Origin of the sequence: Corynebacterium tapiri, from assembly GCF_006334925.1 — a bacterium.
Lineage (GTDB): Bacteria > Actinomycetota > Actinomycetes > Mycobacteriales > Mycobacteriaceae > Corynebacterium > Corynebacterium tapiri.
Genome location: NZ_VDHJ01000005.1, coordinates 202018 through 218649, shown reverse-complemented (window position 1 = coordinate 218649; position 16632 = coordinate 202018). Strand labels below are relative to the sequence as shown.

Genomic DNA, 16632 nt, shown 5'->3' with positions numbered 1-16632 from the left:
AAGGGCTGCGTATTACTGAACGCGCGGCTGAGCGATCTCGGCCTGCTGTGCAGCCTCGAGGTCGCGAGAGTTGTCCTCGTTCTTGTCATCCTGCGGCAGGTGAACGTCGGTGACGTTCACGTTGACCTCGGTGACCTCCAGGCCAGTCATGCGCTCGATGGAGCGAGCGATGTTGCGACGGATAGCCTCAGCGAGCTCGTGAATAGCAACGCCGTACTCGGCCACCACGGAAAGGTCAACGGCAGCCTGGGTCTCGCCAACCTCAACGGAGATGCCCTGCTGGACGTTCTCGGAACCGCCGAAGGTGTCGCGGATAGAACCCATCATGCGAGCTGCGCCACCGCCGAGGGCGTGGACGCCGGAAACCTCGCGAGCGGCGATGCCGGCGATCTTGGACACGACGGTGTTCTCGATCACGGTGCGACCGGTGTCGGTAACGTTTGCGTTGGTGCCGTTGACGTTTGCGTCAGCGGCGGTGGCAGCGGTTGCGGTGTCCTTAACCTTGTTGGTGTTATCAGCCATGGTAGGCGTCCTTTCGGTAGTTCTAGGTGGACCGTTTTTAGCCTAACAACAATTTCTGCATGTGTCGGGTTAAGTTTCGGTCACAAGACCCCCGTACCCCCTGGGCAAATACGTGCCGTCGAACTCGATGCGTCGTTGATGCGAGCGGGAGAAAAAATAATTTGCCAAACTCGTCGAGCTCATGTTTAAATACCCAGGTTGCCTTGACATAGTCCGTCGATACACACGTAAAGACGGAACATGGCGAGGTGAACATGACACCTTTGAGTGCAAGGGCCCGTCCTCATCCTGAGGATGACCACCCTTGTGCAGAAGGCTCCATTATCGGGGAAGGTCGGCCGAAGTAGGCGCGGCATCCCGAGAGTGGAGACCGGAGAAGGGGCATGGCAAATAAACAGCGGCAGTACGTAAGGGCCACGCTTATCGCGAACTTTTGGTCCCTTTACGTCATGACGATGCAGTCCCCGCGGCCTCTGGCCGATGAGGCTGCGCCGGGTGCATCTGCGAGTGCGTTTATTTGTGCTTAACGCCCCGGAACCTGGTTAAGCGTCATGGCAATAAAGACAACGACACTGGCGTTGTGCCAGGCCCCGTAAGTGGGATCCGGACAACGTTATAGGGAAATCGAGAAGCGAACCCCACCGCTGCTCGGCGCTGATAGCGCTAGGGCAAGTGGGCTAGCGAGGAAGAGGATAAGCGTGGCGGGACAGAAGATCCGCATTCGGCTCAAGGCTTACGACCACGAGGCTATCGACGCATCCGCGAAGAAGATCGTCGAGACGGTCACCCGCACGGGTGCTCGAGTTGTTGGCCCGGTGCCGTTGCCCACTGAAAAGAACGTGTACGCCGTTATTCGTTCTCCCCATAAGTACAAGGACTCTCGCGAGCACTTCGAGATGCGCACGCACAAGCGCCTCATCGACATCCTCGACCCGACGCCGAAGACCGTCGACGCGCTGATGCGCATCGACCTTCCGGCCAGCGTCGACGTGAACATTCAGTAATCACGAGTGATCGATAGACCGAAAGACTTTGGCAGCGGAGAACTAACACATGAGTGAAAATGAGATCAAGGGCATTCTGGGCACCAAGCTCGGCATGACCCAGGTCTTCGACGAGAACAACCGGGTTGTCCCGGTCACCGTCGTCGAGGCTGGGCCGTGCGTGGTCACCCAGATTCGCACCACCGAAACCGACGGCTACAACGCCATCCAGATCGCCTACGGCGAGATCGACCCCCGCAAGGCAAACAAGCCGCAGGCGGGTCACTTCAAGAAGGCCGGCGTGACCCCGCGCCGCCACGTGGCTGAGATCCGTATGGACGATGTTTCGTCCTACGAGCTCGGTCAGGAAATCACTGCCGCAATCTTCGAGGGCGAGACCTTCGTCGACGTTAGCGGCGAGACTAAGGGCCACGGCTTCGCCGGTGGCATGAAGCGCCACGGCTTTGCCGGCCAGGGTGCAGCTCACGGTAACCAGGCTGCTCATCGCCGCGTCGGTGGCATCGGTGCCGCCGCTACCCCGGGCCGCATCTTCAAGGGCAAGCGCATGGCTGGCCGCATGGGCGGTAACCGCGTTACCACCCAGAACCTGAAGATCCAGAAGATCGACGCCGACTCCAACATCATCCTCATCAAGGGTGCTATCCCTGGCGCTAAGGGTGGAGTCGTCACCGTCAAGACCGCAGTGAAGGGCGGTGCACACGCATGACTCTGAAGCTCGACGTACACACCGCTGAGGGCAAGACCAACGGATCCGTTGAACTGCCGGCCGAGATTTTCGACCGCGAGGCCTCCGTTGCTCTGATGCACCAGGTTGTCAACGCACAGCTCGCCGCTGGCCGTCAGGGCACCCACTCCACGAAGACTCGTGGCGAGGTATCCGGCGGTGGACGCAAGCCGTTCCGCCAGAAGGGCACCGGCCGCGCCCGCCAGGGTTCGATCCGTGCGCCTCACTTCACCGGTGGTGGCATTGTCCACGGCCCGAAGCCGCGTGACTACTCTCAGCGCACCCCCAAGAAGATGATCAAGGCTGCTCTGTTCGGCGCACTGACCAACCGTGCCCGCAACGAGCGCATCCACGTCATCGAGGAACTGGTGCCGGGTCAGAACCCGTCCACCAAGTCCGCTCGCACCTTCATCGAGCGTCTGACCGACCGTAAGTCTGTCCTGCTGGTCATCGACCGCGAGGACCTGAACGGCCGCCGCAGTGCTAACAACCTGCCGAACGTTCACATCCTTGAGCCGGGTCAGCTGAACACCTACGACGTTCTCAACGCAGACGATGTTGTGTTCTCGGTTGCCGCTCTGCACGCCTTCGTTAACCGCACCCAGGGTGCGGACAAGGAGGAGAACTAATGGCACAGACCGCTAACCCGCGCGACATCATCCTCGCGCCGGTCGTCTCTGAGAAGTCCTACGGGCTGATGGAGCAGAACGTGTACACGTTCTACGTCGCCCCGGACTCCAACAAGACCCAGATCAAGATTGCCATCGAGCAGATCTTCGGCGTCAAGGTTGCCTCTGTGAACACCGCTAACCGCGAGGGCAAGCGCAAGCGCACCCGCACCGGTTACGGCAAGCGCAAGGACACCAAGCGCGCCTACGTGACGCTCCGTGACGGCAGCGACTCCATCGACATCTTCGGCGGCGCGACCGTCTAACGGCGCCGAAAACGTCGAAAGGTAAGGAACAATTATGGCTATTCGTAAGTACAAGCCGACAACTCCGGGTCGCCGCGCCAGCTCCGTTTCCGAGTTCGAGGAGATCACTCGCTCCACTCCGGAAAAGAGCCTGCTGCGCCCGCTGCCCAAGACCGGTGGCCGCAACTCCAAGGGCCACATCACCACTCGTCACCGCGGCGGCGGCCACAAGCGTCGTTACCGTGTGATCGACTTCAAGCGCAACGACAAGGACGGCATCCTGGCCAAGGTCGCTCACATCGAGTACGACCCGAACCGCACCGCCAACATTGCGCTGCTGCACTACCGCGATGGTGAGAAGCGCTACATCGTGGCGCCGAAGGGCCTGAAGCAGGGAATGCTCCTCGAGTCCGGTGCTAACGCCGACATCAAGGTGGGCAACAACCTCCCGCTGAAGAACATCCCGACCGGTACCACCATCCACAACGTGGAGCTGAAGCCGGGCGCTGGCGCTAAGCTGGCCCGCTCCGCAGGTGCCTCCGTGCAGCTGCTGGGTAAGGAGCACAACTACGCAGTGCTGCGTATGCCGTCCTCCGAGATCCGTCGCGTTGACATCCGTTGCCGCGCCACCGTGGGTGAGGTCGGAAACGCCGACCAGATCAACATCCGCTGGGGCAAGGCTGGTCGTATGCGCTGGAAGGGATGGCGTCCGACCGTCCGAGGCGTTGTCATGAACCCGGTCGACCACCCGCACGGTGGTGGCGAGGGCAAGACGTCGGGTGGCCGCCACCCGGTGTCGCCGTGGGGCCAGAAGGAAGGCCGCACCCGCAACCCGAACCGCTACTCCAACAACATGATCGTGCGCCGTCGTCGCCCGAACAAGAAGCGCTAAGAGGAGGTAAAACGCTATGCCACGCAGCCTGAAGAAGGGCCCGTTCGTCGATGAGCACCTCCTCAACAAGGTTGATGCTCAGAACGAGGCCGGCACCAAGCAGGTCATCAAGACCTGGTCTCGCCGTTCCACCATTCTCCCCGATTTCATCGGCCACACCTTCGCCGTCCACGACGGTCGCAAGCACGTGCCGGTGTTCGTCGACGAGTCCATGGTTGGCCACAAGCTCGGCGAGTTCGCACCCACCAAGACCTTTAAGGGTCACGTTAAGGACGACAAGAAGGGACGTCGATAAGCGATGAGTGACACCATCACCTCCGCACGCGCGACCGCCCGTTTCGTCCGCGTGACTCCGATGAAGGCCCGCCGCGTCATCGACCTGGTACGCGGCAAGACCGTCTCCGAGGCGCTCGCCATCCTGAAGTACGCCCCGCAGGGCGCAGCTAAGCCGGTAGCAAAGGTTGTTGCCTCCGCTGCTGCTAACGCTGAGAACAACTTCGGCCTGGATCCGCGCACCCTGGTCATCTCCGAGGCTTACGCCAACGAGGGACCGACCATGCGTCGCTTCCAGCCGCGCGCTCAGGGCCGTGCATTCCAGATCCGCAAGCGCACGAGCCACATCACCGTGGTCGTCGAGAGCCAGAAGGAAGGGGCCAAGTAATGGGCCAGAAGATTCATCCTCACGGCCTCCGTCTGGGCATCACTTCCGACTGGAAGACCCACTGGTACGCCGACAAGAACTACGCCGACTACGTAGCCGAGGACATCAAGATCCGCGAGTTCCTCTCCAAGGGTCTTGAGCGCGCCGGCATCGCCGACGTTGTTATCGAGCGCACCCGCGACCGCGTTCGCGTTGACATTCACACCGCCCGCCCGGGCATCGTGATTGGTCGTCGCGGCGCCGAGGCCGACCGCATCCGTCGTGGCCTGGAGAAGCTGACCGGCAAGATGGTTGCCCTCAACATCCTTGAGGTCAAGCAGATCGACGCCAACGCAACCCTGGTTGCACAGTCGATCGCCGAGCAGCTGGTTAACCGCGTTGCCTTCCGTCGTGCAATGCGCAAGGCCATCCAGTCCGCCATGCGTCAGCCGCAGGTCAAGGGCATCAAGGTTGTCTGCTCCGGTCGTCTGGGCGGCGCCGAGATGTCCCGCACCGAGCGCTACCACGAGGGTCGCGTTCCGCTGCACACCCTGCGAGCCGAGATCGACTACGGCGTTGCAGAGGCTCACACCACCTTCGGTCGCATCGGCGTCAAGGTTTGGATCTACAAGGGCGACGTCGTGGGCGGCGTCCGTGAGTCCGAGCTGAACGCTCCGTCCGAGCGCGGTGGCCGTGGCCGCGGCGACCGTGACCGTCGTCCGCGCCGTGGCGGCCAGCGTCGCCAGCGCGCTGAGAAGAAGCAGGAGGGCTAAAGCACATGCTTATCCCGAAGCGCGTTAAGTACCGTCGCCAGCACCGCCCGAACCGTCGTGGCGTGTCCAAGGGCGGTAACCGCATCACCCAGGGTGACTACGGCATCCAGGCTCTCGAGCCGGCTTACGTCACCAACCGTCAGATCGAGGCCGCTCGTATTGCGATCAACCGCCACGTCAAGCGTGGCGGCAAGGTCTGGATCAACATCTTCCCGGACCGTCCGTTGACCCAGAAGCCGCTCGGCGTGCGTATGGGTTCCGGTAAGGGCCCGGTCGAGAAGTGGGTCGCCAACGTTAAGCCGGGCCGCGTCCTCTTCGAGATGTCCTACCCGAACGAGGCCACCGCACTCGAGGCTCTGCGCCGCGCAGGCCAGAAGCTTCCGTGCAAGGTCCGCATCATCAAGAAGGAGGACCAGTTCTAATGAGCACCGGTACCCCCGCATCCGAGTTCCGCGAGCTCGGCACCGAGGATCTGACCGCTCGCTTGGCCGACGCCAAGGAGGAGCTGTTCAACCTCCGTTTCCAGCTTGCGACCGGCCAGCTGACCAACAACCGCCGCATCGGCACCGTCAAGCGCGACATCGCCCGCATCCTCACCATCCTGCGTGAGCGCGAGCTTGGTCTGTCCGCTGTCCCGGGAGCTGATCAGTAATGAGCGAGGCTAACGTGACCGAAACCAAGGAGCAGGGCGCCCGCAAGGTTCGCACCGGCTACGTCGTCTCTGACAAGATGCAGAAGACCATCGTTGTCGAGCTTGAGGACCGCAAGCAGCACGCCCTCTACGGCAAGATCATGCGTCGTTCCAGCCGCGTGAAGGCTCACGATGAGAACGAGACCGCCGGTGTTGGCGATCGCGTGCGCATCGAGGAGACCCGCCCGCTGTCGAAGGACAAGCACTTCCGTCTCGTCGAGGTCGTCGAGCGCGCGAAGTAAAGCTGTAGGGAGTTAACTCCCACGGTTAAACGAAAGGCCGCCATTCCCCGCAAAAGGGAATGACGGCCTTTTTGCGTGCTCGGAGTATCCATTCTCCGTCGAGTGGCGCCTCTCAATTGTGACCAAAACCGTCGCTGCAAAGAGTATGACCCGGTGCAGGCTCACTCAGCCAATGTGGGAATCTACTGGCGGTTGGGCGAGCGAGTCTGAGATCAATTGCATGTGAAGTGAAACTGACGTGTTGGTAAAACATTCAATTTCGCTTAAGTGTCGGTACGATCAGTGTTATGGACAAGGTTGAGCTATCGGACGAGTGGTGGATCGAGCTACTTTCTGCAACTTCTCGTTTTGTTCGTTCTTCGCAGGCGGCAGCGGGGCACCACCCTGGCTCTGCGACCTGGCGTGTTCTTACCACGTTGGACTACTACGGACCCAGCAGGGCAACGGACATCGCGCGCGCAGAGTGCAGTTCTCAGCCCACGGTGAGCAGGCTTTTGGCTCGGCTTCGCGACGAAGACCTCATTGCCACGGAGGTCGATCCCACCGACCGACGTGCGATGCTGGTGACACTGACTCCCGCTGGTAAGACCTTGCTCAATCGGAATCGTCAGTCGCTTGTCGACGCCGTTCGCAGCGTGTCGAGTTCCCTCGAACAGGATGAGATTGATGCGCTTAATAAGGCGGTAAAGACCTTGAATTCCCTATCCGATAGCATGCGAGAACATGAATGCTAAAGCTATCTTTCGCCAGCCCCTAGCAGTATGGGTGCTGGCGTTTGCGTGTGCGGTCTCTTACATGGGTCTAGGTCTGGTCGATCCCATCCTTCCCACGATCGCCCGCACCCTCAACGCATCGCCGGGCCAAACGGAGTTGCTGTTTACCTCCTACCTCTTTGTCACCGCGTTCGTGATGTTCTTTTCGGCGTGGATTTCTTCGCGCCTGGGAGTGAAAAAGACTCTCGTCGGGGGAGTGGCGATCATCGTCGTCTTTGCCCTCGGGTGTGCCCTCTCGAGCAGTGTTAACGAGATCATTGGTTTTCGGGCTGGCTGGGGTTTGGGTAACGCGCTCTTCGTCTCCACCGCGCTGGCTGCGATTGTGGGGTCTGCTTCTAGTGGGCCGGCCGCCATCATCTTCTACGAGGCCGCGGTAGGGCTTGGTTTCGCCGTAGGACCCTTGGTGGGCGGTTTGCTTGGAGAGGTCAGCTGGCGAGGCCCGTTCTTTGGGACGACCGCGTTGATGAGCCTTGCGCTGCTCGCCATCGCAGTCTTGTTTCGCGATCCGGTTTCCCACGCACAGCACCGGTATGGGCCCTTTGAGGCATTTAGGGCTGCCGTTCACCCGAGCATGCGTTGGTTGGGGTTAGGCGCCCTGTTCTACAACTTCGCCTTTCTCATGATGCTGGTGTATGCGCCTTTCCCCGTCGAACGCGCTGCTCACGCTAACGGAGTGACGTTCACTCCCATCCACCTCGGCTTCGTATTCTTTGCTTGGGGCTGTGCCCTTGCCGTGTCGTCGGTTTTCCTGGCTCCAATACTGGAGCGATTCTTTGGCACGCGCCCGTTGCTAGTGGGCATGATGATCCTTGTGGCGATGATTCACATGGCCGTGGCGGTGTCGGCGGGTTCACTCGTTGGCACGGTTATTTCGGTAGTGGTCAGTGGCGCAATCTTGGGAGTAGTAAATACCCTCTTGACTACCGCCTCGATGGGGGTCAGGGAGCTGCCGCGTCCCGTTGCAAGCTCAGCCTATTCAGGAGTGCGATTCATCGGCTCTGCATTAGCTCCGACACTGGTCGGGCCGCTGGAACTGGTGAGCCACACTGCGCCCCTGTGGGCCGCTGGAATCTCCGCTTTACTGTCTGCCGCTGTTCTGACAGCTGCGTTTTGGCGCCCAACTTAGGGTTACCTGAGTGGTAAAGAAAACACTTTTACGAATGCATATTTAGGAAACGCGTCCCCTACGCTGTTAATTAACTGGGGCTAGCGGTCAAACGAGATCGAGTGCCCCACGTAAGTCACCGACGAGTGGGGAGTATTCATGAACCAAACAACCACCTCTCAGGCGGCTGACGTCCTCGTTGTAGGTTTCGGAATGGTGGGGCACCGTTTTTGCCAGGAGCTTTCCAAGCTTCAGCCGGAGCGTTCCATCACCGTCATCGGACGCGAGCACGACTACGCCTATGACCGTGTGCACCTTTCCAGCTATGTCACGGACTGGAGCCGCGAGGGCCTGTACCTGGAGGACCTGCCGGAGTCTGTGACCGTGGTGGAAGGCCGGGCGGTTTCCATCAAGCCGGAAACCCGTGAGGTGGTGCTAAGCGACGGCCGCGTGTTCTCCTACCAGGAGCTCGTCATGGCTACTGGCTCGCGCCCGTTCATCCCGCGCCTCCCGGGCAACGACAAGCCGCAGGTGCACCAGTACCGCACCCTGGACGACCTGGACGGTATGCGTGCCGCGGTAGAAGGCGCCGTCGGAAACCATGGCGACGCTACTGCCGTGGTCATTGGCGGTGGCCTGCTGGGCCTGGAGGCAGCAAACGCGCTCCAGCACCTGGGTGCCCACACGCATGTGGTCGAGATGGCTCCTCGACTCATGCCACTGCAGGTCGACGATGCTGGTGGTGAGCTTCTCCAGGAGGCCATCCGCGAGCTGGGGGTGGAAGTGCACGTCGGTGCAGCTTCGCGCGAGATCACCGACGACCCGGATCGCGAGGGTGGAGTAATCCTCGATTTGGGTGATAAGGGCAGCATCAAGACTGACCTGGTGTGCTTCTCTGCTGGTATTCGCCCGCGCGACTCCCTCGGCCCGGACGCTGGTCTGGAGCTCGGGCCGCGTGGAGGCTTCCTCGTCGACCGTCAGTGCGCCACCGACGTCGAGCACATCTCCGCCATCGGAGAATGCGCCGCCGTGGATGGCAAGACCTACGGTCTGGTTGCTCCGGGCTATGACATGGCCCTGATCACTGCGAAGCGCCTGGCAGGTCAGCCGGGTGAGGACTTCCAGGATCCGGATATGTCCACCAAGCTCAAGCTCATGGGCGTCGACGTTGCCTCCTTCGGCGATGCTTTCTCCACCGCGGAGGGACGCAAGGAGCTGCACATCCAGGACCCGATCTCGGGTGTGTACAAGAAGCTGGTTCTCGACGCCGAGGGCAAGCGACTGCTGGGAGGCATCCTGGTGGGCGAGGCCTCCAGCTACTCGATGCTTCGCCCGATGGTGGGCTCTGAGCTGCCGGGAGACCCGGTATCGCTCATCGCTCCGGAGACCGGTGCGGGTACCTCCGCCATTGGCGTTGACGCCCTGCCGGACGAGGCTCAGATCTGCTCGTGTAACAACGTGTGCAAGGGACAGATCCGCGAGGCCGTAGGACAGGGTTGCCATTCCGTCGAAACGCTCATGGCAGCCACGCGCGCCGGTACCTCCTGTGGATCCTGCGTGCCGCTGCTCAAGGGCATTCTCGAGGGCGAAGGCATCGAGCAGTCCAAGGCGGTGTGCGCCCACTTCAGCCAGTCGCGCGCAGAGCTGTTCGAGATCGCGCAGTCGACCGGCATCAACGACTTCCCGTCCTTCATCGCTCGCTTCGGCCGCGGCGGGGGATGCGAAGTGTGCAAGCCGACCTTGGCTTCCATCTTCGCGTCTCTGCACACCGAGGACCACGTCCTCGAAGGCCAGCGAGCAGGTCTGCAGGACACGAACGACCGCATGCTGGCCAACATGCAGAAGAACGGCACGTACTCGGTCGTTCCGCGTGTGCCCGCGGGCAACATCAGCCCGGAGCACCTGGTAGTGATCGGCGAGATCGCCCAGGAATTTGGGCTGTACACCAAGATCACGGGTGCTCAGCGCATCGCCATGTTCGGTGCGCGCGTGGAGCAGCTGCCGCACATTTGGCGACGTCTGGTCGACGCCGGAATGGAATCTGGCCAGGCCTACGGCAAGTCTCTGCGCGCAGTGAAGTCCTGCGTGGGTACGGATTGGTGCCGTTACGGCCAGCAGGATTCCGTGGCTAAGGCTGTCGAGCTCGAGCTGCGTTACCGCGGCCTGCGTAGCCCGCACAAGCTCAAGATGGGTGTGTCCGGATGTGCCCGCGAGTGCGCAGAGGCACGCGGCAAGGACATCGGTGTGATCGCCACCGAGAACGGCTGGAACCTTTACGTGGGCGGCAACGGAGGCGCCACCCCGCGCCACGCTCAGTTGCTCGCTGGTGATCTGACCGATGAGGAACTGTTCCGCTACATCGACCGATACCTCGGCTTCTACATCCGCACTGCGGATCGTCTGCAGCGCACTGCCGCCTGGCAAGAGTCCGTTGAGGGCGGACTTGATCACATTCGCGACGTCGTGGTGAACGATTCGCTGGGTATTGGCTCCGACCTCGAGGCATACATCGAGCGCCACGTAGAGAACTACTTCGATGAGTGGGCTGCTGTTCTCAATGACCCGGAGAAGCTCTCCCGATTCGTTAGCTTCGTCAACGCTCCGGAGACCCCGGACCCGCTGGTCCAGTTCGAGGAGCACCCGCAGGGCGGCCGCAAGGTTCCGCTCATGACTCCGACCGTGGGAGGAAACTAAACACATGAGTTCCACCGTTGTCTGCCGCCTCGACCAGCTCACACCCAACCTGGGAGCAGCGGCGCTTTTGGAAAACGATCGGCAGATCGCGCTCTTTCGTCTGCAGTCCGGCGAGTCCGAAACCGTGTACGCCGTGGATAACGTCGACCCGTACACCGGCGTAGGTGTCCTCTCACGGGGGATCGTCGGCGAGCACGACGGTCGCCCGGTCGTAGCTTCGCCTCTGCTGAAGCAGAAGTTCTACCTGGACACGGGCGAGTCTCTGCAGGGCGACGAGAAGTCGCTGGCCACCTACACCGTCGGAATTGACGATGGAAACGTCGTCATCAGCGAGTAGTTAGACGCTGTTTCCACTCGAAGCCGGCGGCGACGAGGCTAAGCAGAATGCCGACGCCGGCGAGGGGGAGAAGCGGGAAGAAGAACGCAAGGCCGACGAACACGAGTGCGCCGGCCACCGCGGACAGACTTGCGGCTCGCGATGGGCGCGCCCAGAAGGCGACAACCATCTGGATAGTGCCAATGATGGGCGCGAAAAATACCACAGTGGAAGATGGCCCGAACGGCAGCGCGATAGAAGCTGCCAAGAGGGCGTAACAGAGTAGAAACCCGGGCGCGTGAGGGGAGCGCAGCTCCTTCATCCAGCGCGAGCCCATCCACGCCAGAGCACAGCCTACTGCCGCAGCACCAACGGAAATGCCCAAGATATTTATAGCGGATCCATCGCCTCGATCAATGGTCAGCGCCACCCACGATCCCGCGCTTACACATCCCGCGAGCGCCGGCACACTTCCTGCCCAGCGCAACACCCGCGATGTGCTGCGTAGCGCGGTAATAAGGCACACCAGGCACCCCGCGAGGTCCATGTAAAAGGGCCAGGGCAACCGCTCTGACCCCCAGACGAACACCGCGCCACTGATGCCCACAATCTGCAGTACAACACCCACCAAGTACGTCATGCTTGCACGATAAGCAGCAATGCCTCGGTGGGAATTCCGATTCTGGTCACGGGTTGGTCAAGAACGTCCACACCGTCGGAATTGACGACGGAAACGTCGTCGTCAGCGAGTAGCCAGGCGCTCCTTCACCTCGAAGCCGGCGGCGACAAGGCCTAAGAACAATCCGATCGCGACGAGTGGAAACAGCGGATACATGTAGGCCACGCCGATGAAAACGAGCGCACCTGCCACGGCGGACAGGCGCGCGGGCCAAGTGTCCTTGGCGCACAGGGCCACGCACATCTGCAGAGTTCCTACTGCAGGTAAGAGAACGTACAGGTCAACAGGGAACTTCACTGGTAGGAAGATCCAGCCGGCCGCCGCTAGCGCACTCAGCACGGTAAAAGCGCCCGCCCAGGGGTAAGTCAGGCGTGGTTGCCAGCGCGAGGCCAGCCACGCCAGTGCACAACCTGCCGCTGCGGGTTGTCCCGCGATACCCAAGATATTGAGGTTGGAGCCGTCCCCCGGATCAATAAGAACCGGGATCCAGGACGCCCAGCTCAGCGCCCCCACGACAGCAGGCACCCCGCCAGCCCAGGTGAGCACACGGGAGCGCCTACGCACCGCGGCGAAGAGGCACAGCACGCAGCCCAGCAAGCCCGCAATCACTGGCCAGGGGAAGAAATCACTGCGCCAGGCGATCACATAGCCAAAACAACTGAGAATCTGCAGGAAAACGCCCGCCAAATACACCATGACTGCACCATAAGCAGCAAAGATCACGTTTCGGGCGTCAAGCAAGCTGCGATTTGGTAAAAACTGGGCAGCAAGAGGCGTCGTCAAGCACCCCACCCCCGAGTGTGGTCAGGGGAATCCCCGAGCCCACCCGGGCACCCCACCCAAATTCCTCTGGCCGTGCTCAAGGAGCGGGCTCGACGCGTTAATGTCGTAATCGACAATCGTGTGCAAGGGGAAAGAACGTGGGTTTGAACAAGAAGACAGTGGCGATCGGTGTAGCGGCAGCAGCTTTGGTCGGTGCTGGGGGCACCGCCTGGGGCATTTCGGCGTTTGGCCCGAAGTCCGTTGCTTTGAATGAGTCGGACGTGGTCACGCTCAAGCCCCACGAGTTCCGCTCGACCGTTCCCGTCACGGGCACCGTTGCCGCACAGCGCACCGTGTCGTTGTCGACTTCGCTGACGGGCCCCGTCGAGAGCGTCGACGTCAAGGTCGGCGACCGGGTGTCCAAGGATCAGCTGCTCGCCCGTGTGGATACCACGGAGCTGAACCAGCAGCGCGCGGCCCAGGTGGCTCAGCAGAACCAGGCCACCACCGAGGCCTTGAACGCCGTGGAACAGGCGCGTTCGGCGTACTCGCAAACCCAGGAGCGCGTCAACAACGGCCTCGACCAGGAGGTTAACGCCGCGAACGCGCAGGCCCAGCAGGCTAACAACGCCTACCAGGAGGCGGTGCGCAAGTTCGAGAATCGCCAGCGCCAGGTTGCTAACGGGGCAGATCCCACGCTGCGCCAGCAGGCGGACGCTGTTCGCCAGGCTCGCGCGCAGGTTGATTCGGCCTCCATTGCTGCGACCCGCGAAGGCGTGGGGCTGATCGGCACGGGCCTGGGCAATGGTGCACAGGCGCTGACCAGCCTGGGTAACGTGGTGCGCTCGGTGCAACTGCAGGACCAAGCCAAGTCGGGCGATCAGGGAGCTAAGTCTGATCTGGACACGCTGCGCGCGGAGGCCGCCGCCCCGTCGAATCCTCTCGGAGCTATCGACGGCGCCCTGGCCAACAAGGAGGCCGTCAACCAGGTCGAGCAGGCCCGCGCAGCTCTCGCTCACCAGCAGGCAGTTTATGGCGACACCCTTGCTCAGCTCGACGAGGAGCTTGCCACCCAACAGAGCCAGGTTGCCCAGGCTTTTGCCGACAAGAATGCCGCAGAGGTAGCCGCGGAGGCTGCTCGGCTGAACTCCCGCCAGCAGCTGGAACAGCAGTCCCAGGCGGTGGATCAGGCCTGGCGCGGAGCCCAGGCTGCAGAGCTGAGCAACCAGGCGCAGATCGACAACCTGAACCTGTCTATTGCCAAGGCTGAGCTGCGAGCTCCCATGGGAGGAATTGTTATTGCCACCCCGTCGCCAGCCGGTGCTCCTGCGCAGGGGCCGGTCGTGACCGTGGCGGACGACTCGAGCCTGTTGCTCAAGACCGAGGTTAAGGAGACTGACCTAGACTCCATCCGCGAGGGCAACAAGGTGACCTTTACTACGCGCCTGACCGGCCCGAAGGAGTTCGCCGGCACCGTGAGCCGAATCTCTCCGGTCTCTACCGCAACGACGGAGGCCGCTGGAGGCGGTGGCCAGGCACCAGGCGCAGCCAGCGCGGCCACCTCCCAGTCCGGCGCATCCGGCAACCCCCGGCCAACCTTCGCTGTGGAGATCAAGGTGGACGGCAACAAGGACGACCTACGTATCGGCGGATCGGCCAAGGCTGACGTCATTACCGCGCAGGTCCCGCGGGCGCTAACCGTACCGCGCGATGCGATCTTCACCGACGACCAGGGCAAAGACGCCGTCATGGTCGTCCGGGAAGAGGATGGGCACCAGGTGGTGCGCCAGGCCAAGGTCAAGCGCGGCGAGAGCAATGACTTCGACGTTGTGATCACCGGAGGCGACGTCAAGGAAGGCGACAAGGTGATCACCCAGTCGTCTCGTCTCCAGGAGCTGGATGGTCAGCGCGTCGACGTGGCGGCGGAGTAACCCGTAATGGAGATTCCCGAAAACCGCATCATCTCGATGCGCCACATCTGCCGTCGCTTTCACACGGGCACGCCCAACGAGCTAACGGTCATTCCCGACCTCGACTTCGACGTCGACGCCGGCGAATTCGTTGCCGTGGTGGGCGCCTCGGGATCCGGTAAGTCCACGTTGATGAACATCATCGGGCTTCTCGATCGCCCCACCAGTGGCACCTACCACCTGGCCGGGGAGGACGTGCTGGCGGTCCCCGACAACAAGCTCGCGCAGCTGCGCAGCTCCAAGATCGGCTTCGTATTCCAGAACTTCAACCTCATCGCGCGCATGGACGCGGTGGCCAATGTGGCCATGCCCATGATGTACGCCGGCATGTCGCGCCGGGAGCGCACCGCCCGGGCGGAGTATTTGCTCGAGCGCGTCGGTATGGCAGATCGCCGCCATCACCAGCCCAACGAGTTGTCTGGCGGTCAGAAGCAGCGCGTGGCCATCGCGCGCGCCCTGGCCAACGAGCCTGAGCTCTTGCTTGCCGATGAGCCCACCGGTGCGTTGGACTCCGCCACTGGCCGCATGGTCATGGACCTCTTCCATGAGCTCAACCAAGAAATGGGCAACACCATCGTTTTCATTACCCACAATCCCGAACTCGCGGAGGAAACGTCGCGCACGGTGACGCTTCTCGACGGCGTTCTTACCGGGGGTGTCGCATGAGCCTGAGCGATTCCATCCGCCTGGCGCTGACCAGCCTGCGCGCCAACAAAATGCGCTCCTTCCTCACCCTGCTTGGCGTGATCATCGGCATTGCCTCGGTGATCACGATCCTCACTCTGGGTAAGTCTCTGAAGTCATCGACGGAGAAGTCGCTGGCGGAGCTGGGCGTGGGTGACTTGACCGTGCAGGTCGAGGCACGTCCGGAACCGGGTGAAGAAGAAAAGCCTTCCGGAGGCATCAACTACGAGCAGGTTGAGGACGAAAGCTCGCGGCTGAAGTACTCGGATGTGACCGACCTAGAATCCCGGTTCGCCGGTCGCATCAGCGGCGTGTCCATCGGCCAGGGACTCTCCGGTGAGGGAGACGTCACCGTGGGGCTGAATTCCGGAAGCGTGGAACTCAACCCGATCAACGCCGACTTCCAGCCGATGCGCTCGATCACCACAAGCGCGGGTCGCTTGCTCACCGAGGACGACGTAACCGGTGAGCGCCCGGTCGCCCTGGTGAACCAGGAGCTCGTCGATAAGTTTTACAACGGACAGACGGATAAGGCCCTGGGTTCTGAGATCGAGGTAGAGACCTCCCACGGATTTGGTAGCTACCGGATCGTGGGTGTGCAAAAGCCGAAGGAGTCCAATGGGTTCGGCGGGCCGGCGAGGGCGCAAATCTATATCCCGGTGACATTGGCGCCGCAGGTCTTGCCCGATGCGGCCACCTATCAGTCCGTGAACGTGCGCGTGGCGCCCAATATGGATCAGGATCAGGTGCGCAAGGACCTCCAGGACTGGGCGACGGAGCGCTACGACGACAACCCGGACTACCGCCTGACCCTCGGTGACATGTCCAAGGACACCGAAGAACTCAATAAAATGCTGAACTCTTTGAGCGCGGCACTGGCAGCCATTGCCGGACTGTCGCTGCTGGTGGGCGGAATTGGAGTCATGAACATCATGCTCATTACCGTCACCGAGCGCACCCGCGAGATTGGTGTGCGCAAGGCCCTCGGTGCGACAAAGACCTACATCCGCACGCAGTTTGTGGTGGAGTCCATGATCGTGTGTCTCGTCGGCGGTATCATCGGCGTCATCATTGGATCCATCGGCGGCATGATTGGGGCGAATGCACTGGATGCGTTCGTGCTCCCGCCACTGGGTGGCGTCCTGCTATCGCTGCTGTTCTCGCTGGCCATTGGTCTGTTCTTCGGCTATTACCCAGCAAACAAGGCCGCGAAGCTTAACCCGATCGACGCTCTACGTTACGAGTAAG

At 61.8% G+C, this 16632-nt stretch carries 21 protein-coding genes; 18 read left to right on the top strand and 3 right to left on the bottom strand.

The genetic code is table 11. The features are described 5' to 3' along the window. Positions 1-12: 12 nt before the first annotated feature. The gene (locus tag FHE74_RS05065; RefSeq protein WP_139465416.1) at positions 13-522 is read right to left on the bottom strand and encodes an Asp23/Gls24 family envelope stress response protein; all 510 of its coding nucleotides are present in this window, start codon (positions 520-522) and stop codon (positions 13-15) included. A gap of 698 nt (positions 523-1220) precedes the next feature. Here FHE74_RS05065 and rpsJ point away from each other — a divergent pair. The 15 genes from rpsJ to nirD all read left to right on the top strand — a co-directional run bounded on the left by rpsJ (position 1221) and on the right by nirD (position 11310). Further along, on the top strand, positions 1221-1526 hold the full coding sequence (rpsJ, locus tag FHE74_RS05060; RefSeq protein WP_003848085.1) for a 30S ribosomal protein S10: 306 nt from the start codon (positions 1221-1223) through the stop codon (positions 1524-1526). Between the two features lie 49 nt (positions 1527-1575). Then, positions 1576-2232 (top strand): 50S ribosomal protein L3, encoded by a 657-nt coding sequence (rplC, locus tag FHE74_RS05055; RefSeq protein ID WP_139465415.1) that lies wholly within the window; start codon positions 1576-1578, stop codon positions 2230-2232. Then, on the top strand, positions 2229-2879 hold the full coding sequence (gene rplD / locus FHE74_RS05050) for a 50S ribosomal protein L4 (RefSeq protein WP_139465414.1): 651 nt from the start codon (positions 2229-2231) through the stop codon (positions 2877-2879). The genes rplC and rplD overlap by 4 nt, the downstream gene beginning before the upstream one ends. After that, positions 2879-3184, top strand: a complete 306-nt coding sequence (rplW, locus tag FHE74_RS05045; protein ID WP_139465413.1) for a 50S ribosomal protein L23 — start codon at positions 2879-2881, stop codon at positions 3182-3184. Before rplD ends, rplW begins: the two co-directional genes overlap by 1 nt. A 34-nt stretch (positions 3185-3218) precedes the next feature. Continuing rightward, on the top strand, positions 3219-4055 hold the full coding sequence (gene rplB, locus FHE74_RS05040) for a 50S ribosomal protein L2 (RefSeq protein ID WP_139465412.1): 837 nt from the start codon (positions 3219-3221) through the stop codon (positions 4053-4055). Positions 4056-4071: 16 nt separating this feature from the next. Continuing rightward, positions 4072-4350, top strand: a complete 279-nt coding sequence (rpsS, locus tag FHE74_RS05035; RefSeq protein WP_047258954.1) for a 30S ribosomal protein S19 — start codon at positions 4072-4074, stop codon at positions 4348-4350. Between the two features lie 3 nt (positions 4351-4353). Next, positions 4354-4716 carry a 50S ribosomal protein L22 gene (gene rplV, locus FHE74_RS05030; protein WP_139465411.1) on the top strand — a complete coding sequence of 121 codons (363 nt, stop codon included), beginning with the start codon at positions 4354-4356 and terminating at the stop codon, positions 4714-4716. Then, a complete protein-coding gene (gene rpsC / locus FHE74_RS05025; protein WP_139465410.1) occupies positions 4716-5468 on the top strand; it encodes a 30S ribosomal protein S3 in 753 nt (250 codons plus the stop codon). The genes rplV and rpsC overlap by 1 nt, the downstream gene beginning before the upstream one ends. A gap of 5 nt (positions 5469-5473) precedes the next feature. Further along, positions 5474-5890 (top strand): 50S ribosomal protein L16, encoded by a 417-nt coding sequence (rplP, locus tag FHE74_RS05020; RefSeq protein ID WP_139465409.1) that lies wholly within the window; start codon positions 5474-5476, stop codon positions 5888-5890. Then, a complete protein-coding gene (gene rpmC, locus FHE74_RS05015; protein ID WP_139465408.1) occupies positions 5890-6120 on the top strand; it encodes a 50S ribosomal protein L29 in 231 nt (76 codons plus the stop codon). The genes rplP and rpmC overlap by 1 nt, the downstream gene beginning before the upstream one ends. Then, positions 6120-6401: a 30S ribosomal protein S17 gene (gene rpsQ / locus FHE74_RS05010; RefSeq protein ID WP_139465407.1), complete on the top strand. Its 282-nt coding sequence runs from the start codon at positions 6120-6122 to the stop codon at positions 6399-6401. The genes rpmC and rpsQ overlap by 1 nt, the downstream gene beginning before the upstream one ends. 287 nt (positions 6402-6688) lie before the next feature. Next, a complete protein-coding gene (locus tag FHE74_RS05005; RefSeq protein WP_139465406.1) occupies positions 6689-7135 on the top strand; it encodes a MarR family winged helix-turn-helix transcriptional regulator in 447 nt (148 codons plus the stop codon). Next, positions 7125-8300 carry an MFS transporter gene (locus FHE74_RS05000; protein WP_139465405.1) on the top strand — a complete coding sequence of 392 codons (1176 nt, stop codon included), beginning with the start codon at positions 7125-7127 and terminating at the stop codon, positions 8298-8300. Before FHE74_RS05005 ends, FHE74_RS05000 begins: the two co-directional genes overlap by 11 nt. A gap of 138 nt (positions 8301-8438) precedes the next feature. Then, a complete protein-coding gene (gene nirB, locus FHE74_RS04995) occupies positions 8439-10973 on the top strand; it encodes a nitrite reductase large subunit NirB (protein WP_139465404.1) in 2535 nt (844 codons plus the stop codon). Positions 10974-10977: 4 nt separating this feature from the next. Next, the gene (gene nirD / locus FHE74_RS04990; RefSeq protein WP_139465403.1) at positions 10978-11310 is read left to right on the top strand and encodes a nitrite reductase small subunit NirD; all 333 of its coding nucleotides are present in this window, start codon (positions 10978-10980) and stop codon (positions 11308-11310) included. Here nirD and FHE74_RS04985 read toward each other — a convergent pair. Both FHE74_RS04985 and FHE74_RS04980 read right to left on the bottom strand, forming a co-directional pair. After that, a complete protein-coding gene (locus FHE74_RS04985) occupies positions 11300-11929 on the bottom strand; it encodes a hypothetical protein (protein ID WP_139465402.1) in 630 nt (209 codons plus the stop codon). The two genes, nirD and FHE74_RS04985, sit on opposite strands and share 11 nt — an antisense overlap. A gap of 102 nt (positions 11930-12031) precedes the next feature. Continuing rightward, complete coding sequence (locus FHE74_RS04980; protein WP_139465401.1) at positions 12032-12709, bottom strand: hypothetical protein; 678 nt, start codon at positions 12707-12709, stop codon at positions 12032-12034. Positions 12710-12888: 179 nt separating this feature from the next. Here FHE74_RS04980 and FHE74_RS04975 point away from each other — a divergent pair, with 179 nt between their 5' ends. The 3 genes from FHE74_RS04975 to FHE74_RS04965 are packed head-to-tail and all read left to right on the top strand — an operon-like array spanning position 12889 to position 16631. Further along, positions 12889-14661 carry an efflux RND transporter periplasmic adaptor subunit gene (locus FHE74_RS04975; protein WP_139465400.1) on the top strand — a complete coding sequence of 591 codons (1773 nt, stop codon included), beginning with the start codon at positions 12889-12891 and terminating at the stop codon, positions 14659-14661. 6 nt (positions 14662-14667) lie between these two features. Further along, on the top strand, positions 14668-15366 hold the full coding sequence (locus FHE74_RS04970) for an ABC transporter ATP-binding protein (RefSeq protein WP_139465399.1): 699 nt from the start codon (positions 14668-14670) through the stop codon (positions 15364-15366). Next, positions 15363-16631 carry an ABC transporter permease gene (locus FHE74_RS04965; protein WP_139465398.1) on the top strand — a complete coding sequence of 423 codons (1269 nt, stop codon included), beginning with the start codon at positions 15363-15365 and terminating at the stop codon, positions 16629-16631. Before FHE74_RS04970 ends, FHE74_RS04965 begins: the two co-directional genes overlap by 4 nt. Position 16632: the final 1 nt, after the last annotated feature.

Coding starts and splice junctions, on each gene's coding strand:
- FHE74_RS05065 (WP_139465416.1), bottom strand. CDS start 522: ATGGCTGATAACACCAACAAGGTTAAGGACACCGCAACCGCTGCCACC.
- rplC (WP_139465415.1), top strand. CDS start 1,576: ATGAGTGAAAATGAGATCAAGGGCATTCTGGGCACCAAGCTCGGCATG.
- rplD (WP_139465414.1), top strand. CDS start 2,229: ATGACTCTGAAGCTCGACGTACACACCGCTGAGGGCAAGACCAACGGA.
- rplW (WP_139465413.1), top strand. CDS start 2,879: ATGGCACAGACCGCTAACCCGCGCGACATCATCCTCGCGCCGGTCGTC.
- rplB (WP_139465412.1), top strand. CDS start 3,219: ATGGCTATTCGTAAGTACAAGCCGACAACTCCGGGTCGCCGCGCCAGC.
- rpsS (WP_047258954.1), top strand. CDS start 4,072: ATGCCACGCAGCCTGAAGAAGGGCCCGTTCGTCGATGAGCACCTCCTC.
- rplV (WP_139465411.1), top strand. CDS start 4,354: ATGAGTGACACCATCACCTCCGCACGCGCGACCGCCCGTTTCGTCCGC.
- rpsC (WP_139465410.1), top strand. CDS start 4,716: ATGGGCCAGAAGATTCATCCTCACGGCCTCCGTCTGGGCATCACTTCC.
- rplP (WP_139465409.1), top strand. CDS start 5,474: ATGCTTATCCCGAAGCGCGTTAAGTACCGTCGCCAGCACCGCCCGAAC.
- rpmC (WP_139465408.1), top strand. CDS start 5,890: ATGAGCACCGGTACCCCCGCATCCGAGTTCCGCGAGCTCGGCACCGAG.
- rpsQ (WP_139465407.1), top strand. CDS start 6,120: ATGAGCGAGGCTAACGTGACCGAAACCAAGGAGCAGGGCGCCCGCAAG.
- FHE74_RS05005 (WP_139465406.1), top strand. CDS start 6,689: ATGGACAAGGTTGAGCTATCGGACGAGTGGTGGATCGAGCTACTTTCT.
- FHE74_RS05000 (WP_139465405.1), top strand. CDS start 7,125: ATGAATGCTAAAGCTATCTTTCGCCAGCCCCTAGCAGTATGGGTGCTG.
- nirB (WP_139465404.1), top strand. CDS start 8,439: ATGAACCAAACAACCACCTCTCAGGCGGCTGACGTCCTCGTTGTAGGT.
- nirD (WP_139465403.1), top strand. CDS start 10,978: ATGAGTTCCACCGTTGTCTGCCGCCTCGACCAGCTCACACCCAACCTG.
- FHE74_RS04985 (WP_139465402.1), bottom strand. CDS start 11,929: ATGACGTACTTGGTGGGTGTTGTACTGCAGATTGTGGGCATCAGTGGC.
- FHE74_RS04970 (WP_139465399.1), top strand. CDS start 14,668: ATGGAGATTCCCGAAAACCGCATCATCTCGATGCGCCACATCTGCCGT.
- FHE74_RS04965 (WP_139465398.1), top strand. CDS start 15,363: ATGAGCCTGAGCGATTCCATCCGCCTGGCGCTGACCAGCCTGCGCGCC.